Below are 24481 nucleotides of genomic sequence, written 5' to 3'. Positions count from 1 at the left end.
CTCGGTTCAGGTCTTTGTCTTGGATGAAAAAGGTGCCCCGCCGTCGCGCGGCGGGACACCATAAGATCAGAGATTTACTTTTCGCGATACCAATCGGCAGCATTCCAAAGCTCGGAATCCCACGAGTTCATGATCACGCCGCCCAAAGTGTTGGAGGCCGCAGAGACACGACCGCGATAGACCAGCGGGATGATCGCATAGTCTTGCATCAACATGTCGTTCATCGCTTTGGCAAGCTCCGCACGTTTCTCAAGCTCGCCGGTTTTGGCCATTTCTGCCACCAGTTCGTCGAACTCAGGGGTGCAATAGCGCGGCATGTTGTTGCCTTGCCATTGGGTTTCCGGGCGCGGGGCCTGAACGCAGGCCCAGTTGGCCATGTAGGCTTCCGGGTCAGTGCCATCAAAGTTGTTGGCGTACATTTCGACATCCGCAAAGAATTTTTGGAACGTATCGGGAGACCCCGCATCGCCACCAAAGAACACGGAGCTGTCGATGTTGCGCAGCTCGGTTTCGACACCGATTTCAGACCACCACTGTTTGATGATCGCTTGGAAATCCTGACGCACGGCGTTGGTCGAGGATTGGAACAACAACGCCAATTTCTTGCCGTCTTTTTCACGGACGCCGTCGCCATTGGTGTCAACCCAACCGTCGGCTTCCAAGAGCGCTTTCGCGCCTTCGATGTCCTGAACCATGCAGGCGTCATTGGCGGTGGAGGCATAAATCGCCGGAGCGGGCAGCACGTTGCAGGTCACTTTGCCTGCCGCGCCATAGCCGATTTCGACCAACAATTCGCGGTCAATCGCCATAGACAGAGCTTGACGCACGGCTTTGTCGGACAGGATCGGGTGTGGATGTGCTGCCGTGGCGCGTTCCTCCCCGAGGGCCGGATCAGGGTCGGTGTAGTTGACCATGATGCGCTCGACCAAGGTGCCAAAGGAGACTTCCAAATGGCCTTTGCCTTTGGATTCCATGTCGGCCAACACATCAGGCGCAAGCTGAAGGTTCCATGCGTAGTCAAATTCGCCGGTTTCCAAAACCGCACGACCTGCCGCCGCCGCATCGCCGCCACCTTTGACGGTCGCGGTTGCAAAGGCCGGTTTCATCGGATCGCGGTAGTGCGTGTTGGCGGACATCGACACAACGTCGTTGGTCTTGAACTCGTCCACCACAAACGGGCCGGTGCCGATGGGCGCAAAGTTTTGATCGGTACAGGACGCCATCGCCGGGCCGGTACAGTCGGCAAACTGCGCCTTTTGAATGATCGGAGCCTGTGCGCCGACGAACGGACCATAGGGGAACGGTTTGGCGACAGAGAAATGGACGACAATCGTCAGCGCATCCGGGGTCTCGACATCAACCACGTCATTGTATTTCTCGGTCTGCGCGCAACCGCCGCCTTCCGAGGTGCAATATTCCCATGTGAATTTCACATCTTCAGAGGTCAGATCGGAGCCGTCGGACCATTTCAGCCCCTCTTTCAGCTTCCATGTGATCGTTTTGAGATCTGCGGAGACGCCACCGTTTTCAACGGTCGGTACGCTTTCGGCCAAAAACGGCACCATCGCGCCGGTTTCGTCATAGCGCGCCAGCGGTTCAAGCACGAGGGAGCCGACTTCAAGCTCTTTCGTGCCGCCCGACAGATAGGGGTTCATCGTCGAGGGCGCTTGCCAGTAGATGATATTGACGTGGCCGTCCGCGCCGCGTTCGGCGAAGGCGGCGGGCGCCATGGCGAGACCCGCCACTGCGCCCATTAGGACTGTTTTGAAGTTCATAATTAACCTCTCCTTGTTGGATGCTCTTATTGTCCTCGGGAACCGACGCCTGAACCGGCGCTCTCTTTATGTGTTGCGGAATACAGATGGCAGGCGGTCATATGACCGGGCGCGATCTCAAATGTCGGTGGCTCGTCCGTTTTGCAAATCTCCATGACCTGCGGACAGCGCGTGCAAAAATTACACCCCTTAGGCGGGTTGGCGGGGGAGGGCACATCGCCCTGCAAAATCACCCGCTCGATCTTGTCTTCGATCCATGGATCGGGTTCAGGCACGGCGGACAACAGCGCTTGGGTGTAGGGGTGTTTGGGCGCTTCATACAGTTGCTCGCGGCTGGCCAATTCCACCACCCGCCCCAGATACATCACCGCCACCCGGTCCGCGATATGGCGCACCATCGACAGGTCATGTGAAATGAACAGATAAGTCAGGCCGTGTTCAGCCTGCAAATCCTCCAAAAGGTTCACCACCTGGGCTTGGATCGACACATCGAGAGCGGCGATTGGTTCATCACAGACGATGAATTTCGGGTTCAAAGCCAAGGCGCGGGCGATGCCGATCCGTTGCCTTTGACCGCCGGAGAATTCATGCGGATAGCGGTTGGCAAAATCGCGGTTCAACCCGACCTGATCCATCAGGTCCATCACCTTGGCGCGTTTCTCCGTCTTGCTCATCTTGGTGTGCTCATCCAGTGGCTCGCCAATGATGGCGGACACGGACATGCGCGGATTAAGCGAGGCTTGCGGGTCTTGGAACACCATTTGCATCGTCGGGCGCATGGTGCGCAGGTCTAGTTGCGGCGTATGACCAATCTCAACGCCATCAATTTTGACCGAGCCTTCGGTGATGTCGTAGAGCCGCAAAATCGCCCGCCCGACGGTTGATTTGCCACACCCCGACTCGCCCACAAGGCCAAGCGTTTCGCCCTCGTAAATGTCAAAGCTGATGCCATCGACCGCCTTCACCTCGCCGACGCGTTTTTTCAAAACACCAGCATGGATCGGGAAATGCATCTTGAGATCGCGCACTTCGACCAAAATTTTCGACGCTTGCAGATCATCCAACATCGCGTGGGCCTCCGGCATCAAAATCATAAAAACAGGCAGCGTCGTGACCGGGACCAACCTCAAATCGGGCCGGGTTTTCACGCAGACAACGGTCAAAGGCCAAAGGACAGCGCGCCGCGAAAGAACAGCTTGAGGGGGCGGCATGCAGGATCGGCGGCTGGCCTTCGATCACTTCCAACCGTTCGGCGCGGTCGCCCCGCACCCGCGGCACGGTTTGCAACAGCGCACGCGTATAGGGGTGGCGTGGGTGTTTGAACAGGTCGCGCACATCGGCATGTTCTACGATCTGCCCGCCATACATCACCAAAACCCGGTCCGCGATTCCGGCGATCACGCCCAAATCATGGGTGATCCAAATCACCGCCATGCCCAATTTGGCCCGCAGCTCATGCATCAATTCCAAAATTTGCGCCTGAATCGTCACATCGAGCGCGGTTGTCGGTTCATCCGCAATCAACACTTCGGGATCACAGGCCAGAGCGATGGCGATCATCACACGTTGGCGCATGCCGCCGGAAAACTGGTGCGGATAGTCTTTTAGCCGCCGCGCGGCATCAGGAATGCCGACCAATTCCAAAAGCGCCTGGGCCCGTGCGCGCGCCTCGGGTTTGGTCATCCCCATGTGCTTTCGAAGCGGTTCCATGATCTGATAGCCGATCGTGAACACCGGGTTCAGAGACGTCATTGGGTCTTGGAACACAAAGCCGATGCGTGCGCCGCGAATTTTGCGCAGCTCATCATCGCTTGCGGTCAGCAAGTCAAGGCCGCCAAACTCAACCGCCTCGCCCGACACAATGGCGGGCGGTGCGGGGATCAGCCCGATGAGCGACATCATCGTCACGGATTTGCCCGAGCCAGACTCACCAACGATGCCTAATAATTCACCGGGCTTAAGCGAGAAGGACACAGAATTCACAGCATGAACGGCCCCGGACCGTGTTTTAAAAACGGTCGTCAGGTCCCGGACATTGAGTACGGGTGCGGCCCTATCGGCCATGCGTAGACCCCCAAGTTGTTGGTTTTGTTTGTATTTTGTTTTATTCGCCCCGGCTGTCCGGTGCGTGAATTGACCAAACGGTATCACCTCGGACCGATGCCGCAAGACCCAACGTGACGTTTTTTGTAACTTTTTTTACCACGCGATAAATTTTGCGGCACATTCCCTTGACCTTCGCTCAAAGCGCGATCACTTTCACGGTATTCAATCGCGAACAGGGGGGCTGTGCGAAATCTGCGCTTGCCTCTGGAGCGTCGTCGCCGTCCCTATACACGCGACCTTAGGCCGAATGTCCCAAGCGGGCGGCCTTTTCACATGACCCTCGGAGCCCAAAATGCCGATCAAAAACCGCCTCGCAGAAATGCTTCCCGAAATCACCGCATGGCGACGGGACATCCATGAAAATCCTGAATTGCAATTTGACCTGCCGCGCACCTCGAAAAAGGTCGCGGATTTGTTGCGCGCATTCGGATGCGACGAGGTGGTTGAAGGCATGGCCAAAACCGGCGTTGTTGGGGTGATCAAAGGCAAGACCGACACCAAAGGCCGCACCATCGGGTTGCGCGCCGATATGGATGCCCTGCCGATTTTAGAAGAAACCGGGGCCGAGTATGCGTCGAAAAATCCGGGCGTGATGCATGCCTGCGGTCACGATGGCCACACGTCGATGCTTTTGGGCGCGGCCAAATACCTCTGCGAAACCCGGAATTTCGATGGCACCGCCGTGGTGATTTTTCAACCCGCCGAAGAGGGGGGCGGCGGCGGTCGGGTGATGTGCGAAGAGGGGTTGATGGACCGGTTTGGCATCGACGAAGTCTATGGCATGCACAATTGGCCGAATTTAGAGACCGGCACGTTTGCAATCCGTCCGGGCCCGTTTTTCGCCGCGGCTGATGAGTTTGACCTCGTGGTGCGTGGCAAAGGCGGTCACGCTGCCAAGCCGCATGAAACTGTTGATAGCACTATGACGGCGGCGCATCTTGTGTTGGCTCTGCAAACCATTGCCTCGCGCAATGTCGATCCAACCGAGCAAATCGTGGTCTCTGTCTGCACCATCGAATCCTCTTCAAAGGCGCATAACGTGCTGCCCGCCAGTGTGCTGTTGAAAGGCACCGTGCGCACGCTCGACGCAGGCATCCGCGATCAGGCTGAAGAGCGGATCAAAGCGATCTGTGCGGGCGTTGGGGCCACCTATGGGGCTGAGATCGAGGTCAATTATCACCGTGGCTACCCGGTGATGGTCAACCACGATCAGGAAACCGAATATGCCATTGAAGCCGCCACCAAAGTCTCGGGCGGCTGCGGTGAATACCCGCTGGTCATGGGGGGCGAAGATTTCGCCTATATGCTGGAAGAACGCCCCGGCGCTTATATCATCGTCGGCAACGGCCCGGGCGCGCCTGTGCACCATCCGAAATATATGTTCAACGATGAGACCCTTCCGGCGGGTTGTTCTTGGTATGCCGAAATGATCGAAAGCCGTCTGCCCGCCGCCTGAGGCGTTTCGAGGGTCAAGGCGCGAGCGTGAGAGGACGATGTGATGTCTGTGATTGCAATGATTTTGGCGGCACTGATTGCGGCGCTTCACATCTATATTCTCTATCTTGAGATGTTCGCGTGGGAAGGTCCGCGTGCTCGCGCCGCCTTTGGCACCTCGGCTGAGTTTGCCAAATCAACCAAAGCCCTTGCCGGGAACCAAGGCCTATACAATGGCTTTCTCGCGGCGGGGCTGATCTGGGGCTTAGTCGCGGGCAAGGCCGATGTTGTGGTGTTTTTCCTCGCCTGCGTTTGGGGTGCGGGCGTCTATGGCGCATTAACGGCCGCGCGCAAAATCCTGTTTGTGCAAACGGTTCCCGCGACCATCGCACTGCTGGCCGTGTTTTTCGCGTAAATGGTCAGAACGGCGTTTTGGGGTTGGGCTCAGCCGCCCGTATGCGACATGTGGCGCGAGACCTGACCATCCGCCTTTTGTCGTGAATAATCAAAGTCATGGCCTTTGGGTTTGCGCAGGATCGCGGCCTCGATGGCGGCAATCAACGGCGTGTCATCGTCAGGGGAGGCGCGTAGAATGTCGCGCAGAGAGGCGTTGTCCTCTTGGCCCAGGCACATGTACAACTCGCCGGTGCAGGTCATCCGCACCCGATTGCAGCTTTCGCAGAAATTATGGGTCAGCGGCGTGATCAAGCCGATCTTTTGGCCCGTTTGTTCAAGGCGAATGTAACGCGCCGGGCCGCCGGTGCGTTCGCTCAGATCGGTAAGCGTGAACTGTGTTGCAAGCTGCGCGCGCAGATCGTCCAAGGCCCAGTATTGGCCGACCCGGTCCTCATTGCCGAGATCGCCCATCGGCATGACCTCGATAAAGGTCAGGTCCATGTCCTCGCGGGCGCACCAGTCGGTGAGGGTGAACAGCTCGTCCTCATTAAAGCCTTTGAGTGCTACGGTGTTGATCTTAACCCGAAGCCCGGCCTTGCGCGCGGCGTCGATGCCTGACAGCACTTTGTCGAGCTTGCCCCAACGCGTCACGCGTTCAAATTTCGCCGCGTCGAGCGTGTCGAGCGAGACGTTGATCCGTCGCACGCCCGCCGCGTAAAGATCCGTGGCAAAGCGGTCGAGTTGTGATCCATTGGTGGTCACGGTCAGCTCTTTTAACGCACCGCTGTCCAAATGCCGCGTCATGGCGTCAAAAAATGTCATGATCCCGCGCCGCACCAAAGGTTCGCCGCCCGTGATCCGCAGTTTTTCAACCCCCAACCCGATGAAAGTCGAACACATCCGGTCCAACTCTTCGAGAGTGAGCAGTTCTTTTTTGGGCAGAAATGTCATGTTTTCCGACATGCAATAGACACAGCGGAAATCGCAGCGATCCGTCACCGATACCCGCAGATAGGTGATGGCGCGGGCAAACGGGTCGATCAAACGAGGGGCGAGGGCGTTGGACATGCAGACTACTTAGGGCGCGAGGGCGGCCCTGCCAAGAGCTTTAGCCGTCGCTCGCGCGGCTTTGAACCACACGCCGCACCATTTTTGCCCGTTTGACATCATGTTTGCCAAGGCTTTTCAGCCATGTTTCGGCGGTGCGCGACACGTCTTTGTCGGCATCTTGCAGCGCATAGGTCAGCCAAAACAGCACATCATCAATCGCCAGTTTTTCCGCATCCGTGGGATGGGCGAGTTTCGCCAAGGGCATCGACAACATCAGAGCCGCGCGCCGATCAAGCCCGCGTTCGGATTGGACCAAGGCGTGAACCGTTTCCATTTTCGACAGGTCCGCCGCGATGCGACGACCGCCAGCGGCGGACAGAGCGTCAATAACCGGCCATGTGGTGGCAAGCTCCAGCCAGTCGCAAATCTGTGCCCAAATTTCGGCATCTTCTTTGATCCGGGCTTGGGTGAGCAATTTGGCCGCCATCAGCTGCGCGTCAAACACGCCCGTGGCCCAAAGCCCACGGGCAAGGTCAAGCCGCTCTGGAAATGCCACCGCCTGACGCCAATCGCGCGCCGTCTCTTCGAGCGTCGTGGGGGCGACGCCAAGGTATACGCCCTCGCCAAATCGCGCTGCCAAATCAGCGGCGCGGGTGGGGTCTGCGGCGGCATTGAGTGCGCGCATTGCGTCCTCTGGCGTCATTGATCTTCTCCCAAATTGAGACGCAGGATGTCGGTGTCAAACCCGTCAATCGTCTGCGTGTTTTTGCGACGCCAATAGTCGTGAATATAGTCTTCGCCCCGCGTCTGGCCCCATTGGCGGAGCACCGGGCGGTCTTTGTCAAATGTCATAAACGGCACGGCAAAGCCACAGGAGCTTTGCACCAAATCGACCGTCATGTCATAGAACTGCCGTGTGTGTGGCTCAACCGTAAACAGCGCGGCCATGTCCGCCCAATCGGGATCGGTCATATGCACCGCGCGGGCGGTGCCATAGGCACGCAGGATCAACGGCTTTTTCTCGAACGAACACCACATGATTGTCATCCGATCCGCGCGCGGCAGGTGCCCCGCCGTCTCATTGCCAGACCCTGTGTAATTCATCCAAACGATCCGGTTCGGCCCCATAACGCGCAGGCTGTCCATGCCCTTGGGAGAGACATTGACCCGGCCTTCGGGGGCTGCGGTGCCAACGAAATACATGTGTTGCGCCTCGATAAAGGCGCGGTGTTCGTCGCTGATGTTGGGGAACTGATCGGACATTATTCGGTTACTCCACGGTTACAGATTTCGCCAAATTGCGCGGTTGATCCACATCCGTACCCTTGGCCACCGCCGTGTGATAGGCGATCAATTGCGCCGGGATGGCATAGAGGATCGGGGCAAAAAGATCCGGCACTTCGGGCATTTGCACCGTTTGCCAGACGCCCTCACGGGCCACCTCAAGCCCCTTTTTATCCGAGACCAACAACACCTTGCCACCGCGCGCCATGACTTCTTGCATGTTTGACACGGTTTTGTCGAACAGGGCGTCATGCGGTGCGAAAACGATCACCGGGGTGTGGCTGTCGATCAGCGCGATGGGGCCGTGTTTCAGCTCGCCTGATGCATAACCTTCGGCATGTATGTAGCTGATTTCTTTTAGCTTTAATGCGCCCTCCAAGGCCAAAGGGAACATCGCGCCGCGTCCCAAAAACAACACGTCTTTTGCCTCAGACAGCTCGTTTGACACCGCGTTCAGCGTTTCATCAAGATCCAAAGCCCGGGTCAAAAGCCCCGGCAATGTGCGCAGATCAGAGAGGCGGGCGGCCAGCGTCTCTGCGCTTATTTCACCGCGAGTACGCGCGGCCTTAAGCGCCAAAAGTGCGAGGACCGTTAACTGGCACGAAAACGCTTTGGTCGAGGCCACGCCGACCTCGACACCGGCCAGGATCGGCAGGGCAATGTCGCTTTCGCGTGCAATCGAACTTTCGGCGACATTGACCACCGACAGGATCGTTTTGGCCTTGCCTTTCATATAGCGTAGGGCCGCCAAAGTGTCGGCGGTCTCACCCGATTGGCTGACGAAAATCGCCAAAGTGTTGGCGGAGACGGGCGGTTCACGGTAGCGGAATTCCGAGGCCACGTCGATTTCAACCGGCAGGCGCGCCACCTGTTCAAACCAATATTTCGCGGTATAACAGGCGTAAAATGCAGTGCCACAAGCGACCATCACCACACGATCATATTGCGTAAAATCAAGCCCCGGATTTGGGAGCGTAATGTCCGCGCCGTCTTGTGACAGGTAGTAGGATAACGCCTCCGCGATCACAGTCGGTTGTTCGGCGATTTCTTTCGCCATGAAATGTTTATGCCCGGCTTTCTCAATCCGCGCGGCGTCCATGGCGATGGTGCGCCGCTCGCGTTGGACCTGTGCCCCGGTGGCATCAAAAATCGACACGCTCTCGCGGGTAATCACCGCGCGGTCGCCTTCGTCCAGATAGGTGACTTGATCGGTCATTTGCGCCAAAGCAATCGCATCCGAGCCGACGAAGTTTTCGCCTTGGCCGTGACCGATGGCCAAGGGCGAGCCCTTGCGCGCGGCGATCAAAAGATCCTCTTCGCCATCAAACAGGAAACACAGCGCAAACGCGCCCTCAAGCGCGTCAATCGTTGCCACGGCGGCGTCTACGGGCGACAGTCCCGCCTCAACATGGCTTTGCGCCAAAAGTGCCACGGTTTCCGTGTCGGTTTGGGTGACAAAATCATAGCCCTTGGCCGAAAGTGCCGTGCGCAGCTCACGGAAATTTTCGATGATCCCGTTGTGCACCACGGCCACAGGCCCGGCTTTGTGCGGATGGGCGTTCGTCACTGAGGGGGCGCCATGCGTGGCCCACCGCGTATGGCCGATCCCGGCCTTGCCAGCCAGCGGCTCATGCACCAGCAAATCCGATAGGTTCACCAGTTTTCCCACCGCCCGACGCCGATCCAGATGACCGTTGTGAACCGTGGCAATCCCGGCGCTGTCATAGCCGCGATACTCCAGCCTTTTGAGGGCTTCAACCAGAATGGGCGCTGCCTCGTGATTGCCCAAGACCCCAACAATACCACACATTTTACTGCCCTTTTTGCTTTTTAGCTTTGAGAGACTTTAACTTTTCGAACATTCGTACCGCGAGCATGGGTTTGTTCACCTGCTTGGCGCGCCCAATCGCCAAGGCCCCGTTTGGCACATCAGACGTGATCACCGAACCAGAGGCGGTCATCGCCTCATGGCCGATTGTGACAGGGGCGACCAGCATGGTGTTGGAGCCGATAAACGCGTCGCGCCCCACCGTGGTGCGGTGTTTGAACACGCCATCATAGTTGCAGGTGATCGTGCCCGCGCCGACATTGGTGCCATCCCCGATGTCAGCGTCCCCGATGTAGCTGAGGTGATTGACCTTGGTGCCTTCGCCGATCTGCGCGTTCTTCACCTCGACGAAATTGCCGATATGGGCGTTGTTCGCCAGTTCCGCACCGGGGCGCAGTCGGGCAAAGGGGCCCACGGTCGATCCCATCGACACATGACAGCCCTCAAGGTGGCTGAACGCCCGAATGTGGGCCGTGCTTTCGACCGTGACACCAGGGCCAAAGATCACATTCGGTTCAATCACCGCGTCCCGGCCCAGATAGGTGTCGAGCGAGAAAAACACCGTCTCAGGGGCCATCAAAGTGACGCCATTTTCCAGCGCCTCGGTGCGCTTGGTGGCTTGAAAAATACCATCTGCACGCGCCAGCTCTGTGCGGGTGTTGACGCCCAGAGTTTCCGCTTCGGTGCAAGACACAGCCGTCGCTGTCCGTCCGGTTTTCCAAGCGATTTCAATGATGTCCGGCAGGTAATATTCGCCAGACGCATTGTCATTGCCCACCTGTTCCAACAGCTCAAACAACACGGTGCTGTCTGCGGCGAGCAGCCCGGAGTTGCACAGGGTGATCGCGCATTCGGCCTCTGTGGCGTCTTTATATTCAACAATGCGGGTCAGCGTGTCACCGTCCCTGACCAACCGCCCGTAGCGGCCCGGATCTGCGGCTTCAAAGCCCAGCACCACCACGTCATGGCTGTTGCGCGCCTCCGCCATGCGCAAAATCGTTTCTTCCGAGACAAACGGCGTGTCGCCATAGAGGATAAACACGTCGCCCTCGAACCCGACCAAGGCCTCTTTCGCCTGCAATACCGCATGGGCGGTGCCGAGCTGTTCGTCTTGGCGCGCGATGAGGATGTCCTCGTTGATTTTATGTGCTTCTCGGGCGACCTGATCGCCGCCGTGCCCAACCACGACCACCGTCCGTGCGGGGTCCAATGCGGAACCTGAGGCCAGCGCATGGGCAAACATCGGCGCGTTGCCGATGGGGTGCAACACTTTGGGGAGGTCGGAGTTCATCCGCGTGCCTTGGCCTGCGGCCAATAGAATGAGGGCTGTGGCCATGTGTTCGGTCCCGATCTGCTCTTTTCTTTATCTGTCTGTCGTTTTACCCATGGGGCGCAGGGCCGCAAGGGCCAGTTGCGGTGAAACCGCTTCACTTATTTTGACGTCACATTACAGCGATGCGCGACAGTTTGCCAAAATGGTGTGAACAGGTCGGGATCGCGAGAGCAAAAGAGACACAGGGAGAGACCATGCGCACGGTGATTTTCGATCTCGATGGCACATTGGCGGACACCTCCGCCGACCTGATCGCCTCCGCCAATGCCTGTTTTCGCGGGCTTGGTTATGGCGATGTGTTGGACCCGGTCGCGGACGCGTCCACCGCCTTTCATGGCGGACGCGCGATGTTGACGCTTGGGTTCTCGAAGGTGCAGCCGGGGTTTTCCGAGGCCGACGTGATGGCGCAATATCCGCTTTTGCTCGCGGCATATGGCGAGGCGATTGACGTCCACACACAGCTTTATCCCGGTGCAGTTTCTGCGATTGAGGGTTTGAAATCAAAGGGCTACGCGGTGGGCATCTGCACCAACAAGCCCGAAGATCTGGCCGATCGGTTGCTCACCCGTTTGGGCGTGCGCGATTTGTTTGCCTCGATGATTGGGGCCAAAACCGTGGGCGTTTCAAAGCCCGATCCCAAACCCTATCTGGCCGCAGTGGCAGAGGCGGGAGGGGTCTTGGCGCAGAGCTTTTTGGTCGGCGATACCGACACGGACCGCAAAACGGCGCGGGCGGCGGGCGTGCCCTGCGCGTTGGTGACCTTTGGCCCGGATGGCGAGGGCGTGCGTGATTTGTCCCCCGAGGCGCTGCTGCACCATTATGATGATCTGGCCCGTGTGACACAGGAGTTGATCGGATGACATCTGAGGTCTTTACCGGAAATTTCACACAACAAGAGCCGATCCCGGAGGCGGCGATTGCGGCCGCGGTGGCAGTGATGCGCTCGGGGCGGCTACATCGTTACAACACTTTGCCGGGGGAAAAAGGCGAAGTGGCGCTTTTGGAGGAGGAGTTCGCCGCCCTCACGGGGGCGAACTATTGCCTCGCCGTGGCCTCGGGGGGCTATGCGTTGGGCTGTGCTTTGCGTGCGCTAGAGGTCCAGCCGGGCGAGCCGGTTTTGACGAATGCCTTCACCTTGGCCCCTGTGCCCGGAGCGATTGCCTCTGTCGGGGCGCGTCCGGTGTTTGTCGGCGTGACTGAGGGGCTGGTGATTGATCTCGATGATCTTCAGGTGAAAATCTCGGAAACCGGGGCCAAGGTCCTGATGCTGTCGCATATGCGCGGTCACATCGCCGATATGGATGCGTTGATGTATATTTGTAATGGCGCAGGCGTGGCGGTGATTGAAGATTGCGCACATACGATGGGCGCGGCTTGGGACGGGGTGCCCTCGGGGCGGCACGGGATCATCGGCTGCTATTCGACCCAGACCTATAAACACATCAATTCGGGGGAGGGTGGGTTGCTTGTCACCGATGAGGATGAGGTGGCCGCACGGGCCATCATGTTGTCCGGTTCGTACATGTTATACGCCAAACATACCGCTGCTCCGCCGCCTGAGATGTTCGAAAAGGTCAAGTATGACACGCCGAATGTGTCGGGCCGGATGGACCATTTGCGGGCGGCGATCCTGCGGGTGCAGTTGCAAAACCTGACCTCTCAGGTGGACAATTGGACCGCGCGCTACCGGGTGGTTGAGGAGGGGCTGGCGGACGTGCCGGGGCTGACGCGGATTGTGCGACCGCAACAAGAACGCTTTGTTGGCTCGTCGATTCAGTTCTTATTGCTCGATTGGTCGGATGCCAAAATCGAAGCGGTGGTGACGGGATGCGGCAAGCGCGGTGTGGATTTGAAATGGTTTGGCGCAGCGGAGCCGGTGGCCTTTACCTCGCGTTATGATTCATGGCGCTACGCCGATCCGCAGCCCTTGCCCGACAGTGACCGGGTGCTGCGGGCGATTGTCGATATGCGTCTGCCTTTGACCTTTTCGCTTGAGGATTGTGCGATGCTGGCGCGGATCATTCGCGATGAGGTGGCGACGGTCGCGCAACGCGCCTAGGCGATCACACCATATATAGACGGGAGTCCCAGCATATAGACGGGAGTCCCAGCGTCTTCTGGAGCAGGCGAGGCCTCATGTCCGAGTGAAATGATAAGATAACGCGCTTCGAATCGCGTTAAAGCTGAATTTCACGGCACAATCCGCTCCAAGTCGCATTTCGGCCAAAAAAACTTGCCAGCGGCCTCGAAACAAAGGGCTTTCTCCACCTCGGTTCGGTTGACCCCTCTGCCACAGAGGGCTAAACCACGACAAGCTAGCATTGCCGCGCGCCCAAGGTCGCTTCTGTTTCAAAGACCCGCACGCGCGCCTATCAAGGAGCCGCACGTGGACGTTTTGCTTCGGGACTACCTCCCCATCGTCATCTTCCTTGGCCTCGCCATTGCGCTGGGTCTTGTGTTTATCTTCGCCGCCCTCATCATTGCCGTACGCAACCCGGACCCGGAAAAGGTGTCGGCCTATGAATGTGGCTTTAACGCCTTTGACGACGCGCGGATGAAGTTCGACGTCAGGTTCTACCTCGTGTCGATCCTGTTCATCATTTTCGACCTCGAAATCGCCTTTCTCTTTCCTTGGGCTGTCGCCTTTAAGGACCTGAGCATGACCGGGTTTTGGTCGATGATGGTGTTCTTGGGCGTTCTGACCGTGGGCTTTGCCTACGAATGGAAGAAAGGGGCGCTGGAATGGGCGTGATGACCTCTGCAAATACAGCCGGTGTGGACAAAGAGAATTCCACCCAAGTGCTGAACAAAGAGCTTCAGGACAAAGGCTTTCTGTTGACCTCGACCGAGGACCTCATCAACTGGGCGCGCACCGGCTCGCTGCACTGGATGACCTTCGGTTTGGCCTGTTGCGCCGTTGAGATGATGCACACCTCGATGCCGCGGTATGATCTTGAGCGTTACGGCACTGCGCCGCGTGCCTCTCCGCGTCAGTCTGATTTGATGATCGTTGCGGGCACTTTGACCAACAAGATGGCTCCGGCCCTGCGCAAGGTGTATGACCAGATGCCAGAACCGCGCTATGTGATCTCCATGGGCTCCTGTGCCAATGGCGGTGGCTATTATCACTACAGTTATTCGGTTGTGCGTGGCTGTGACCGCATCGTGCCTGTCGACATCTATGTCCCGGGCTGCCCGCCGACCGCTGAGGCGTTGATGTACGGCATCCTTCAGTTGCAACGCAAAATGCGCCGCACTGGCACGATTGCGCGCTAAGGAGATTGATGATGAGCGAAGCCCTTCAAGAACTCGGCGCCCATATTGAATTCAAACGCCCGGACGATGTGATTTCGACCGAGCTGGCGTTTGGCGAGCTGACGGTGACCGTGACCCCGGCGGGGATTGTGGATTTCGTGGAGTTTCTGCAACTCGACGGCACCTGTAAATTCTCCACGCTGGTGGATATCACAGCGGTGGATCACCCAAGCCGCGACACGCGGTTTGATGTGGTCTATCATTTCCTGTCGATGTACCAAAACCACCGCATTCGGATCAAAACCGCCGTGCGCGAAGATGAGACGATCCCCTCGATCATCACCGTTCACCCCTCTGCCGGTTGGTTTGAGCGCGAAGTCTTCGATATGTTCGGGATTATTTTCTCCGGCCACCCGGATTTGCGGCGCTTGCTGACGGATTACGGGTTCCGTGGATTCCCGCTGCGCAAGGATTTCCCGACCACGGGCTACACCGAAGTGCGCTATGACGACGAGTTGAAACGTGTGGTCTATGAGCCGGTGTCTTTGGTTCAGGAATACCGCCAGTTTGACAACCTGTCTCCGTGGGAAGGGGCCAAATACATCCTCCCCGGTGACGAGAAGGGAGCGTAAGCCCTGTGAGCGACGATCCGGCCATCTTGATTTGTGTGGGTGCGACCAAAGCGGGCACAAGCTCGCTTTACCGCTATCTGCATGATCACCCGGATTGTCACATGCGGTCGATCAAAGAAATCCACTATTTCGATACGGTGGATTTCGAAGATTACGAGCATCAATTTGACGTGCTGGCGCGGCTTCGGTCCTCGATCCTAGAACGCCAAGAGGTGGCTCAGGCCAATGGCAACGCTTGGAAAGTTGGCAATCTGCAACGCCAGCTTGATGATGTTGCTGAAATGGTGCGGGTGCTCAAGCGCGGACAGGACGGGGTCTCAGACTATCTGTTCTATCTGCTCGATGGGGCGGATGGCAAAAAACTGGTGGGGGACATCACGCCGGGCTATTGCCTTTTGTCCGAAGACCGTTTGCGCCAGATGGCACATATGACCCCTGATGTGCGCTTTTTGTTTCTGATGCGCGATCCTGTGGACCGGCTATGGAGCCACGTGCGGATGCAAGCGGCCCGACAGCGGCGCCAAGGCGAAGAGGTGGCGGTCAAGGCCAAGCGGATCATGAACCGTGTGGTCAATCGCGATCTGGAAAAACACATTGCTCCACGCGGCGACTACGTCGGTATCGTGGAAAGACTGAAACGGGCGGTGCCGGAGGACAAGCTCCTGATTGGCTTCACCGAAGACGTGATGACGGGGCAGGGGCTGACGGATCTGTGTCGGTTCTTAGGCATCTCTGCCGCTCCGATCGAACAAGAACCCCATGCCCATGAGGGTGTGAAATTGAAACTGAGTGACAAACAGCGGCGTGAAGCGGCGGAATTTTTGGCCCCGCAATACGCCTATGTGGAAAAGACATTTGGCCCGCTGCCTTCCCGGTGGCAGGCGAATATGGCGAGGATCTGAATGATGGACGGCGACATCCGGCAAAATACCTATGATGATGGTTCGCGGGACGCCCAACCGGGCGAACAAAAGATCCGCAATTTCAACATCAACTTTGGCCCCCAACACCCGGCTGCGCACGGCGTGTTGCGAATGGTGCTTGAGCTTGATGGTGAGATTGTGGAACGCGCCGATCCGCATATCGGTCTGCTTCACCGTGGCACTGAAAAGCTGATGGAAAGCCGCACCTATTTGCAAAACCTGCCGTATCTCGACCGCCTCGACTATGTGGCGCCGATGAATCAGGAACATGCATGGTGTTTGGCGATCGAGAAACTCGCGGGCGTTGAAATCACCCGCCGCGCCTCGCTCATCCGCGTGCTCTATTCCGAGATCGGCCGTGTGCTCAACCACCTGTTGAACACCACCACAGGCGCGATGGATGTGGGGGCTCTGACGCCGCCGCTTTGGGGCTTTGAAGAGCGCGAAAAGTTGATGATTTTCTATGAACGGGCCTGTGGCGCGCGTCTGCACTCGGCCTATTTCCGGCCCGGTGGTGTGCACCAAGACCTGCCGCCAGATCTTTTGGCGGACATCGACGCCTGGGCGGATCATTTCCCGAAAATCTTGGACGACATCCATTATCTGCTGACTGAAAATCGGATTTTCAAACAGCGGACCGTGGATATTGGTGTGATCTCGGAACAAGAGGCGCTGGATTGGGGTTTTTCGGGCGTGATGGTGCGCGGCTCTGGCATGGCATGGGATTTGCGCCGGGCACAGCCTTATGAATGCTATGATGAGTTCGATTTTCAAATTCCGGTCGGCACCAATGGCGATTGCTATGACCGTTACCTGTGCCGGATGCAGGAAATGTACGAGTCGACCAAGATCATCAAACAAGCGGTGGCTCTGTTGGCCTTGCCGGAAAACCAAGGCGATGTCTTGGCCCGTGGCAAGCTGACCCCGCCGAAGCGGGCGGATATGAAAACCTCGATGGAGGCGCTCATCCACCACTTCAAACTTTACACCGAGGGTTTCAAATTGCCCGAGGGCGAAGTCTACGCCGCCGTCGAAGCGCCCAAAGGCGAATTTGGCGTCTATATGGTTTCGGACGGCACCAACAAACCCTACCGCGCCAAACTGCGCGCGCCGGGCTTTCTTCACTTGCAGGCGATGGATCACATGGCGAAAGGTCACCAACTGGCCGACGTCTCCGCCCTCATCGCCACCATGGACATCGTGTTTGGGGAGGTCGACCGCTAATGCTGCGCCGTCTTTATCATGAACAACCGGCCTCTTTCGAATTCACCCCGGCAAACCTTGCCTGGGCCGAGGGTCAAATCGCAAAATACCCCGAAGGGCGTCAGGCGTCTGCGGTCATCCCGCTGTTGTGGCGGGCGCAGGAACAGACCGGTTGGTTGACCAAACCGGCGCTGGAAACGGTCGCGGATATGTTGGGCATGCCCTACATCCGCGTGCTCGAAGTGGCGACCTTCTATTTCATGTTCCAACTCGCGCCTGTCGGCTCAGTGGCGCATATTCAGGTTTGCGGCACCACCACTTGTATGATTTGTGGCTCCGGCGACATCATCTCGGTGTGCAAAGAGAAAATCTCTCCGACGCCGCACACGGTCTCTGCCGATGGCAAGTTTTCGTGGGAAGAGGTCGAATGTCTGGGCGCCTGCGCCAACGCGCCGATGGCCCAGATCGGCAAAGATTACTACGAGGACCTGACCGCCGAGACCTTCTCCAAGCTTCTGGACGATATGGCGGCGGGCAATGTGCCGCTTCCGGGCTCGCAAATCGGTCGTTTTTCATCCGAGCCAGCGGGCGATTTGGTGAGCTTGGCTGAGTACAAAGGCACGGGCGCACAGTATAATGGCTCCGTGCAGCGTGCGGTTGACATTGGCGATACGATCAAACGCATCGACGGCACCGAAGTGCCGCTTTTGACGCCTTGGATTTCCAAAGGCGGATCAAAGCCGACCCCGCCGAAACCCGCAGCCCCGGCGAAATCCGCCGTGCAACAGGCGGCAGAAGCGAAAAAGGCGGCTCCGAAAGCTGCGCCAAAGGCGGTTGCACCTAAAGTTGACGCCGCTGCGGCAGATGCGCCCGCGCAAAAGAAACCCCGCACCATGAAAGCCCCGCGCAAAGCTGGGGCCGATGATCTCAAGATGCTCAAAGGTGTGGGCCCGAAATTGGAAGAAACGTTGAATGCCATGGGATTCTGGCACTTCGACCAAATTGCCAAATGGACTGCTGAGGAAATTGGATGGGTCGATGAAAACCTGAAATTCAAAGGCCGCATTGCGCGTGACGGTTGGGTCGATCAAGCCAAGATTTTGGCGGCAGGCGGCAGCACCGAGTTTTCCAAACGCGCCAAATACGATTGACCTCAGAGGCCAAAAGGCCCGCATGGTCTTGAATCAACAGGGATTTAAAGGAGCGACGCGATGACTGAGACGAATTCGGGGAAGACCCTTAAGATTGCGCTGATCTCAGCCATCGTGGGTGTTTTGGCCTTTTTGGCTCTGTTGGGACTTGCGGGATATTCCACGCCGGCCTCTTTGATCGTTGGTGTTCTTGTGGCTCTTTTGGTGGCGATCCTGTTGTGGATTGGGTGGTACGAAGACACCGCATCGGTGAGTTCCGAGGACAACGGCCACCCGGAGGCGGATGTGACGGCTTCTGGCCTGATGGCCACGACGTCGATTGGTGACGAACCGATGTCTGCGGCACCTGAGATTGCAACGGAGCATCACGCGGCCGATACGCGCGAAGTGCGCTCTGCGGCGGCGGCGATCTCTGAGCGGGCGATGCCTGTGGCGGATGAGCCTGCCGAGGTGGTCGAAGAGCTGGCAGAGCCGGTTGCGGAGGTTGTGGCAGAGCCGGTTGCGCAGACGGTGGTTGTTGACGTCGCGGATGATCTCAAAGAGATCAAAGGCGTGGGACCGAAGATCGAGGTGCAGCTGCATGAGCGCGGCATCGTGACCTTCGCCCAAGTTGCGGCCCTGAGTGCCACCGAGATCGAAGATCTTGGCGCAGCGCTGAAAGGCACCTCGGCGGCGCAGTTGAGCAAATGGGCCGAACAGGCCAAAATCCTTGCCGCAGGCGGCGAGACAGAGTTTTCAAAACGCGTCCAAAAGGGCGACGTCTACTAAGGAAGAAAAATGGCCCCCGATAAGGACCAAGCATTGGCGAAGAAGGCACGGATGGTCTCCGTGGTGATCGCTGTGACGATGCTGGTGTGGCTCGGGGCGCAATGGTTGGGTGGGAAACTCGCAATGCAGACGCGTTTCGTGTTTCTCCTCGACCTTGCAGCGCTCGCGGCATTTGTCTGGGCGTTTGTGGTGATTTATCAGATCTGGCGCGACCGGCGTCAGCAGGACTGAAGGGACGAGAGCTATGCTCAAGGATCAGGATCGGATCTTTACCAACCTCTACGGCATGAATGACCGTAGCCTTGCGGGTGCGCAAAAGCGCGGCCACTGGGATGGCACGGCTGGCATCATGGCCAATGGCCGGGATTGGATCATCGACCAGATGAAGGCCTCTGGCCTGCGGGGTCGTGGCGGTGCGGGCTTTCCGACCGGTTTGAAATGGTCGTTTATGCCGAAAGAGACCGATGGGCGTCCGGCCTATCTGGTCATCAACGCCGATGAATCCGAACCCGCGACCTGTAAAGACCGCGAGATCATGCGCCACGACCCGCACACGCTGATCGAAGGTGCGCTGATCGCTGGTTTCGCCATGGGTGCCTGTGCCGCTTACATCTACATTCGCGGTGAATATATCCGCGAAAAAGAAGCACTTCAGGCGGCGATTGACGAGGCGTATGATGCCGGTCTGATCGGGCGCAACGCCTGCAAATCCGGCTATGATTTCGACGTCTATCTGCACCACGGGGCAGGGGCCTATATTTGCGGTGAAGAAACCGCCTTGCTCGAAAGCCTTGAGGGCAAAAAGGGCATGCCGCGGATGAAACCGCCGTTCCCGGCGGGTGCGGGTCTTTATGGTTGCCCGACCACGGTGAACAACGTCGAATCCATCGCCGTTGTCCCGACTATTCTGCGGCGTGGCGCGGAGTGGTTCTCGTCCTTTGGGCGTCCGAACAACGTCGGCACTAAATTGTTTGCCCTCACCGGCCACGTCAACACGCCTTGCGTGTTCGAGGACTCCATGTCCATGCCAGTGCGTGAATTGATCGAACGTCACGGCGGCGGCATTCGCGGCGGCTGGGACAATCTCAAAGCCATCATTCCGGGGGGGCGTCTTGCCCGATCTTGCCAAAAGAGGCACTGGAAGATGCGATCATGGATTTCGACTGGATGCGGGAGAACAAATCCTCCTTCGGCACCGGCTGTATGATCATCATGGACAACTCCGTCGATGTGGTCAAAGCCGTGTGGCGTCTGGCGTCGTTCTTTAAACACGAAAGCTGTGGCCAATGTACGCCGTGCCGCGAAGGCACCGGTTGGATGATGCGCGTCATGGATCGTTTGGTCACGGGCGATGCGGAGATCGAAGAGATCGACATGTTGCTTGATGTGACCAAACAGGTCGAAGGCCACACCATCTGTGCGCTGGGTGACGCTGCCGCTTGGCCAATCCAGGGTCTCATCCGCCATTACCGTGAAGAGATCGAAGACCGTATCAAAGCCAAGAAAACCGGGCGCATGGGCGCCATGGCGGCTGAGTAATTCCGGACTGAAGGGCAACCATGAACAGCACCCATCATATCGCAGAACTCAACGTTGGACGCCTCCTCGCGTCCACCGATGATCCGCGTGTGGCGGAGTTCATGGGCGCGCTGGACCGGATCAACGGGCTTGGCAAACGCATGCCGGGGTTCGTGTGGATGATGGAGGGCTCGGGCGAACCGGGCACTGGCAACACCGAAAACGCCATTGGCGGAGACGCGCAATTCGTTTCCAACCTGACCGTGTGGGAAGATGTCCAGTCTTTGGAAAACTTCGTCTTTAATACTGTCCACAAACAGTTTTATGACCGCCGTCAAGAGTGGTTTGAGATCATGGGCAAGCAGCATTTTGTGATGTGGTTTGTCGAGAAAGGGCATCAGCCCACATTGGATGAGGCGCTCGAACGCCTTGCCTACAAAGACACACATGGGGACAGCGATCACGCCTTTGGCTGGTCGTATCTGACGGAGGCCACGCTTTTCAAAACGAAAAGCTGTCGGCCCATAGCTGCGGAGTAACCCTATGACATCTTTCAAACATATCGTCCTTGCACTGGTCCTTCTTTCGGGACCTGTCGCCGCCGCCGATTTGCCACCTCTGCGGGAGGTCAAAGAGATCGACCAAAACATGCTTTGGGCCGGGCTCGCGATTGAGGTTGCGGATGAATGCCCGACCCTTGACGTGAAGAAAATGAAAGGCCTGTCCTTTCTGTGGGGGCTGAAAAACAAAGCCTCTGCCTTGGGGTATTCGGACGATGAAATTCGCGCCTATGTCGATAGCGATGCCGAAGAGGCGCGCATTCGCAAACTGGGTACGGCCTATATCCGGGCCTCCGGCTTTGATCCCAAGACACCGGAGGGGCTTTGTGCTTTTGGTGCGGCGGAGATCGCACGCGGCTCGATCATCGGCTCTTTCTTGAAAGATAAATCATGAGCGCGCGTTTGACATATAGCGCCGCTGTGGTCGCGATGACGCTTTTGGCCGCGCCCGCTATGGCGCAGGGAAAGCTGATCACCGAGGACGCCGTGATCAAAGAGATCATGGTTCAGTCGCTGATTTCGACCCGTTTGATTTCAGAGTGTGACACGATTGCGCCGCGCAAGACGCAGCTTAAAAAACAGACGGCTGACATGGTCGCCTATATCGACGAGACCGGGTATGGCTCGGCTCAAATCATTTTGCTGCGTGACGAATCCTATCTCGCGCAGCTGGCACAAGCGGCGGACGACATGTTGTCGGCGCGCGGTGTCGATCCTAACAATACGAAGGCGCTCTGTGCCTTTGGAACAGCTGAGATTGCCGACAAGACAGCGCTTGGCAAACTCATGAAAAACAGGTGATTAGAACATGGCAGATACGCGCAAAATCATCATTGACGGGACCGAGATCGAGGTCGATCCGCGCCTGACACTGCTTCAGGCCTGCGAACAGGCTGGTGTCGAAGTGCCGCGGTTTTGCTACCACGAACGGCTCTCTATTGCGGGCAACTGCCGCATGTGTCTGGTCGAAGTGGTCGGCGGCCCGCCGAAACCGGCCGCAAGTTGCGCGATGCAGGTCAAAGATTTGCGTCCGGGACCGGAGGGCGCGCCGCCCGTGGTGAAAACCAATTCGCCGATGGTCAAAAAGGCCCGCGAAGGCGTGATGGAATTCCTGTTGATCAACCACCCGCTTGATTGTCCGATTTGCGACCAAGGCGGCGAATGCGATTTGCAGGACCAAGCCATGGCCTATGGTGTTGATTTCTCGCGCTACCGCGAACCGAAACGCGCGACCGAAGATTTGGATCTCGGTCCGCTTGTCGCGACCACAATGACCCGCTGCATTTCCTGCACCCGCTGTGTGCGCTTCACGACCGAGGTCGCGGGCATCACCCAGATGGGCCAAACCGGGCGCGGCGAAGATGCCGAAATTACCTCTTATCTGAATGAAACGCTGGTTTCGAACCTTCAGGGCAACATCATTGATCTGTGCCCGGTCGGCGCGCTGACCTCGAAACCTTACGCCTTCACCGCCCGCCCGTGGGAATTGACCAAGACCGAAACCATCGACGTGATGGATGCGCTTGGCTCCAACATCCGGGTGGACACCAAAGGCCGCGAAGTGATGCGCATCCTGCCGCGCAATCATGATGGCGTGAATGAGGAGTGGATTTCCGACAAGACCCGTTTCGTCTGGGACGGTCTGCGTCGTCAGCGTTTGGACACGCCGTACATCCGTGAAAACGGCAAGCTGCGCAAAGCCACTTGGGCTGAGGCGCTCTCTGCCGCTGCCGCGGGTCTCAAGGGTAAAAAAGTCACCGCTTTGGTGGGCGATTTGGCCCCGGTTGAGGCGGTTTTCGCGCTCAAACAGATGATTGAAGGCCTCGGTGGGTCGATTGAATGCCGCATTGATGGCGCGAAACTGCCGAGCGGCAATCGCTCCGCCTATGCTGGCACCGCGACGATCGCTGACATTGATGATGCGAAATTCATCCAACTCATCGGCACCAACCCGCGCGACGAAGCGCCGGTGCTGAACGCGCGTCTGCGCCGTGCTTGGGCCAATGGGGCCAATATCGGTCTGGTTGGCGAAGCCGTTGATCTCACCTATAAATATGCCCATGTCGGCACGGATCGTGCGGCTTTGGATCGTCTTTTGAACAAAGAATACGGCGCGGTTCTTGATCAGCCCTCGCTGGTCATCGTCGGCCAAGGCGCGATCAATGAAGCCGATGGCGAGGCGGTTTTGGCCGCCGCGATGAAACTCGCAGAAGCGACCAAATCCAAGCTGATGATCCTGCACACCGCTGCCTCGCGCGTCGGTGCGATGGATGTCAATGCCACAACCGAGGGCGGCCTTGCGGCGGCACTCGACGGGGCAGAAGCGATCTACAATTTGGGCGCGGATGAGGTCGAAGTCGGCGAGGGCGCGTTTGTGATTTACCAAGGCTCACATGGCGACCGTGGTGCACACCGCGCTGACGTGATCCTGCCGGGCGCGGCCTACACCGAAGAAAACGGCGTGTTCGTGAACACCGAAGGCCGTCCGCAGCTTGCGCTGCGCGCCGCTTTCCCTCCGGGCGAGGCGAAAGAAAACTGGGCGATCATCCGGGCACTCTCGGCAGACGTCGGGGCCAAATTGGGCTACGACTCACTGGCGCAGTTGCGCAATGCTTTGATCGCTGAGGTGCCGCATTTGGCCGGGATCGACGAGGTGGCTGACAATGCATGGTCGCCTTTGGCCGCCAAAAAACTTGGCACCGCGACGTTCCGCAATGCGGTCAAAGATTTCTACCTGACCAACCCGATCGCACGGGCCTCTGCCTTGATGGCGGAATTGTCGGCGCAGGCGAAAGCCCGCAAAGACACGGCGATGGCTGCGGAATAATGAGTGCACCCGCCGCATATCCCACCGCCGTTCAGGCGCTGGCGCTGGCTGCGCTCATCCCGCTTGCGGGCTGTGCGATGGCGGCACCCGCGACCCCGAACGCACAGGTGGGTCGTGCGGCACAGGCGCGTGACTATCTTGGCGTGGAGACCCGTCTTTTGGACGGTGATCTGGTCAATTTCCTTGTATCCTTTCGGGGCAATGAGGGCGAAAAAAGTGTGGTGGCTTATGCAGAATGCGCCGCCGCACAATATACGCTGATCCGTGGTTTCGGATTTGCACGACATGTGCGCACGAATGTCGCACAAGAGGCTGGAATTTGGCGCGCGGATGCTGTTTACACCATCTCGCCAGCGCTCCCCGATGGTGTAAGCAAACTCGACGCTGAGGTCGTGGTGGCAAACTGTCGGGAAAATAGAATACCGATGGTGTGAGAGG

Annotated in this window: 25 protein-coding genes and 1 pseudogene; 18 read left to right on the top strand and 8 right to left on the bottom strand. The window is 58.1% G+C overall.

What is annotated here, in order from left to right; genetic code table 11:
- Positions 1-74 precede the first annotated feature (74 nt).
- From DA792_RS11550 to DA792_RS11540, 3 genes are read right to left on the bottom strand one after another with little or no spacing between them, the layout of a single operon-like run.
- The gene (locus DA792_RS11550; protein WP_107720068.1) at positions 75-1775 is read right to left on the bottom strand and encodes a peptide ABC transporter substrate-binding protein; all 1701 of its coding nucleotides are present in this window, start codon (positions 1773-1775) and stop codon (positions 75-77) included.
- 26 nt (positions 1776-1801) lie between these two features.
- The gene (locus tag DA792_RS11545) at positions 1802-2842 is read right to left on the bottom strand and encodes an ABC transporter ATP-binding protein (protein WP_107722673.1); all 1041 of its coding nucleotides are present in this window, start codon (positions 2840-2842) and stop codon (positions 1802-1804) included.
- On the bottom strand, positions 2832-3839 hold the full coding sequence (locus DA792_RS11540; protein WP_107720067.1) for an ABC transporter ATP-binding protein: 1008 nt from the start codon (positions 3837-3839) through the stop codon (positions 2832-2834). The genes DA792_RS11545 and DA792_RS11540 overlap by 11 nt, the downstream gene beginning before the upstream one ends.
- A 334-nt stretch (positions 3840-4173) precedes the next feature.
- Between DA792_RS11540 and DA792_RS11535 the strand changes: the two genes are divergently transcribed.
- Together DA792_RS11535 and DA792_RS11530 are read left to right on the top strand one after the other, a co-directional pair.
- On the top strand, positions 4174-5337 hold the full coding sequence (locus DA792_RS11535; protein ID WP_107720066.1) for a M20 aminoacylase family protein: 1164 nt from the start codon (positions 4174-4176) through the stop codon (positions 5335-5337).
- 42 nt (positions 5338-5379) lie between these two features.
- Positions 5380-5730 carry a DUF1304 domain-containing protein gene (locus DA792_RS11530; RefSeq protein WP_107720065.1) on the top strand — a complete coding sequence of 117 codons (351 nt, stop codon included), beginning with the start codon at positions 5380-5382 and terminating at the stop codon, positions 5728-5730.
- 29 nt (positions 5731-5759) lie between these two features.
- On the opposite strand, the gene moaA is transcribed toward DA792_RS11530, so the two are convergent.
- The 5 genes from moaA to glmU are packed head-to-tail and all read right to left on the bottom strand — an operon-like array spanning position 5760 to position 11209.
- A complete protein-coding gene (gene moaA / locus DA792_RS11525; protein WP_107720064.1) occupies positions 5760-6779 on the bottom strand; it encodes a GTP 3',8-cyclase MoaA in 1020 nt (339 codons plus the stop codon).
- Positions 6780-6819: 40 nt separating this feature from the next.
- Complete coding sequence (locus tag DA792_RS11520) at positions 6820-7464, bottom strand: DNA alkylation repair protein (RefSeq protein ID WP_107720063.1); 645 nt, start codon at positions 7462-7464, stop codon at positions 6820-6822.
- Positions 7461-8024, bottom strand: coding sequence for a pyridoxamine 5'-phosphate oxidase family protein (locus DA792_RS11515; protein ID WP_107720062.1), 564 nt, complete (start codon positions 8022-8024; stop codon positions 7461-7463). Before DA792_RS11515 ends, DA792_RS11520 begins: the two co-directional genes overlap by 4 nt.
- A gap of 7 nt (positions 8025-8031) precedes the next feature.
- Positions 8032-9855, bottom strand: coding sequence for a glutamine--fructose-6-phosphate transaminase (isomerizing) (gene glmS, locus DA792_RS11510; RefSeq protein WP_107720061.1), 1824 nt, complete (start codon positions 9853-9855; stop codon positions 8032-8034).
- Position 9856: 1 nt separating this feature from the next.
- Positions 9857-11209 carry a bifunctional UDP-N-acetylglucosamine diphosphorylase/glucosamine-1-phosphate N-acetyltransferase GlmU gene (glmU, locus tag DA792_RS11505; protein ID WP_107720060.1) on the bottom strand — a complete coding sequence of 451 codons (1353 nt, stop codon included), beginning with the start codon at positions 11207-11209 and terminating at the stop codon, positions 9857-9859.
- 191 nt (positions 11210-11400) lie between these two features.
- On the opposite strand from glmU, the gene DA792_RS11500 reads away from it, so the two are divergent.
- From DA792_RS11500 to DA792_RS11425, 16 genes and pseudogenes are all read left to right on the top strand, one after another.
- Positions 11401-12066, top strand: a complete 666-nt coding sequence (locus DA792_RS11500; protein WP_107720059.1) for an HAD-IA family hydrolase — start codon at positions 11401-11403, stop codon at positions 12064-12066.
- Positions 12063-13265 (top strand): DegT/DnrJ/EryC1/StrS family aminotransferase, encoded by a 1203-nt coding sequence (locus tag DA792_RS11495; protein ID WP_107720058.1) that lies wholly within the window; start codon positions 12063-12065, stop codon positions 13263-13265. Before DA792_RS11500 ends, DA792_RS11495 begins: the two co-directional genes overlap by 4 nt.
- A 327-nt stretch (positions 13266-13592) precedes the next feature.
- Positions 13593-13958, top strand: coding sequence for an NADH-quinone oxidoreductase subunit A (locus DA792_RS11490; RefSeq protein ID WP_009570871.1), 366 nt, complete (start codon positions 13593-13595; stop codon positions 13956-13958).
- Positions 13949-14482 carry a NuoB/complex I 20 kDa subunit family protein gene (locus DA792_RS11485; protein WP_009570870.1) on the top strand — a complete coding sequence of 178 codons (534 nt, stop codon included), beginning with the start codon at positions 13949-13951 and terminating at the stop codon, positions 14480-14482. Before DA792_RS11490 ends, DA792_RS11485 begins: the two co-directional genes overlap by 10 nt.
- A gap of 11 nt (positions 14483-14493) precedes the next feature.
- Complete coding sequence (locus DA792_RS11480; RefSeq protein WP_107720057.1) at positions 14494-15093, top strand: NADH-quinone oxidoreductase subunit C; 600 nt, start codon at positions 14494-14496, stop codon at positions 15091-15093.
- A 5-nt stretch (positions 15094-15098) separates the two neighbouring features.
- Positions 15099-15995 carry a sulfotransferase gene (locus tag DA792_RS11475; protein WP_107720056.1) on the top strand — a complete coding sequence of 299 codons (897 nt, stop codon included), beginning with the start codon at positions 15099-15101 and terminating at the stop codon, positions 15993-15995.
- Positions 15996-17240, top strand: a complete 1245-nt coding sequence (locus tag DA792_RS11470) for an NADH-quinone oxidoreductase subunit D (protein ID WP_107720055.1) — start codon at positions 15996-15998, stop codon at positions 17238-17240.
- Positions 17240-18370 (top strand): NADH-quinone oxidoreductase subunit E, encoded by a 1131-nt coding sequence (locus tag DA792_RS11465; RefSeq protein ID WP_107720054.1) that lies wholly within the window; start codon positions 17240-17242, stop codon positions 18368-18370. Before DA792_RS11470 ends, DA792_RS11465 begins: the two co-directional genes overlap by 1 nt.
- A gap of 60 nt (positions 18371-18430) precedes the next feature.
- Positions 18431-19138, top strand: a complete 708-nt coding sequence (locus tag DA792_RS11460; protein ID WP_107720053.1) for a helix-hairpin-helix domain-containing protein — start codon at positions 18431-18433, stop codon at positions 19136-19138.
- A 9-nt stretch (positions 19139-19147) separates the two neighbouring features.
- A complete protein-coding gene (locus DA792_RS11455; protein WP_107720052.1) occupies positions 19148-19369 on the top strand; it encodes a DUF5337 domain-containing protein in 222 nt (73 codons plus the stop codon).
- Between the two features lie 13 nt (positions 19370-19382).
- Positions 19383-20677: pseudogene (gene nuoF / locus DA792_RS11450) on the top strand (NADH-quinone oxidoreductase subunit NuoF).
- 20 nt (positions 20678-20697) lie between these two features.
- A complete protein-coding gene (locus DA792_RS11445) occupies positions 20698-21195 on the top strand; it encodes a DUF3291 domain-containing protein (RefSeq protein WP_107720051.1) in 498 nt (165 codons plus the stop codon).
- A gap of 4 nt (positions 21196-21199) precedes the next feature.
- On the top strand, positions 21200-21610 hold the full coding sequence (locus tag DA792_RS11440; RefSeq protein ID WP_107720050.1) for a DUF5333 domain-containing protein: 411 nt from the start codon (positions 21200-21202) through the stop codon (positions 21608-21610).
- Positions 21607-22017, top strand: a complete 411-nt coding sequence (locus DA792_RS11435; RefSeq protein WP_107720049.1) for a DUF5333 domain-containing protein — start codon at positions 21607-21609, stop codon at positions 22015-22017. The genes DA792_RS11440 and DA792_RS11435 overlap by 4 nt, the downstream gene beginning before the upstream one ends.
- Before the next feature lie 7 nt (positions 22018-22024).
- Entirely contained in the window at positions 22025-24043 is a 2019-nt protein-coding gene (nuoG, locus tag DA792_RS11430) for an NADH-quinone oxidoreductase subunit NuoG (protein ID WP_107720048.1), read from the top strand.
- Entirely contained in the window at positions 24043-24477 is a 435-nt protein-coding gene (locus DA792_RS11425; RefSeq protein WP_107720047.1) for a hypothetical protein, read from the top strand. Before nuoG ends, DA792_RS11425 begins: the two co-directional genes overlap by 1 nt.
- The last annotated feature ends 4 nt before the right edge of the window (positions 24478-24481 follow it).

Origin of the sequence: Celeribacter baekdonensis, assembly GCF_003047105.1 — a bacterium.
In the GTDB taxonomy this organism is placed as follows: Bacteria; Pseudomonadota; Alphaproteobacteria; order Rhodobacterales; family Rhodobacteraceae; genus Celeribacter; species Celeribacter baekdonensis_B.
The sequence above is the reverse complement of the archived record's forward strand: the minus strand, read 5'-3'. Positions and strand labels throughout refer to the sequence as shown.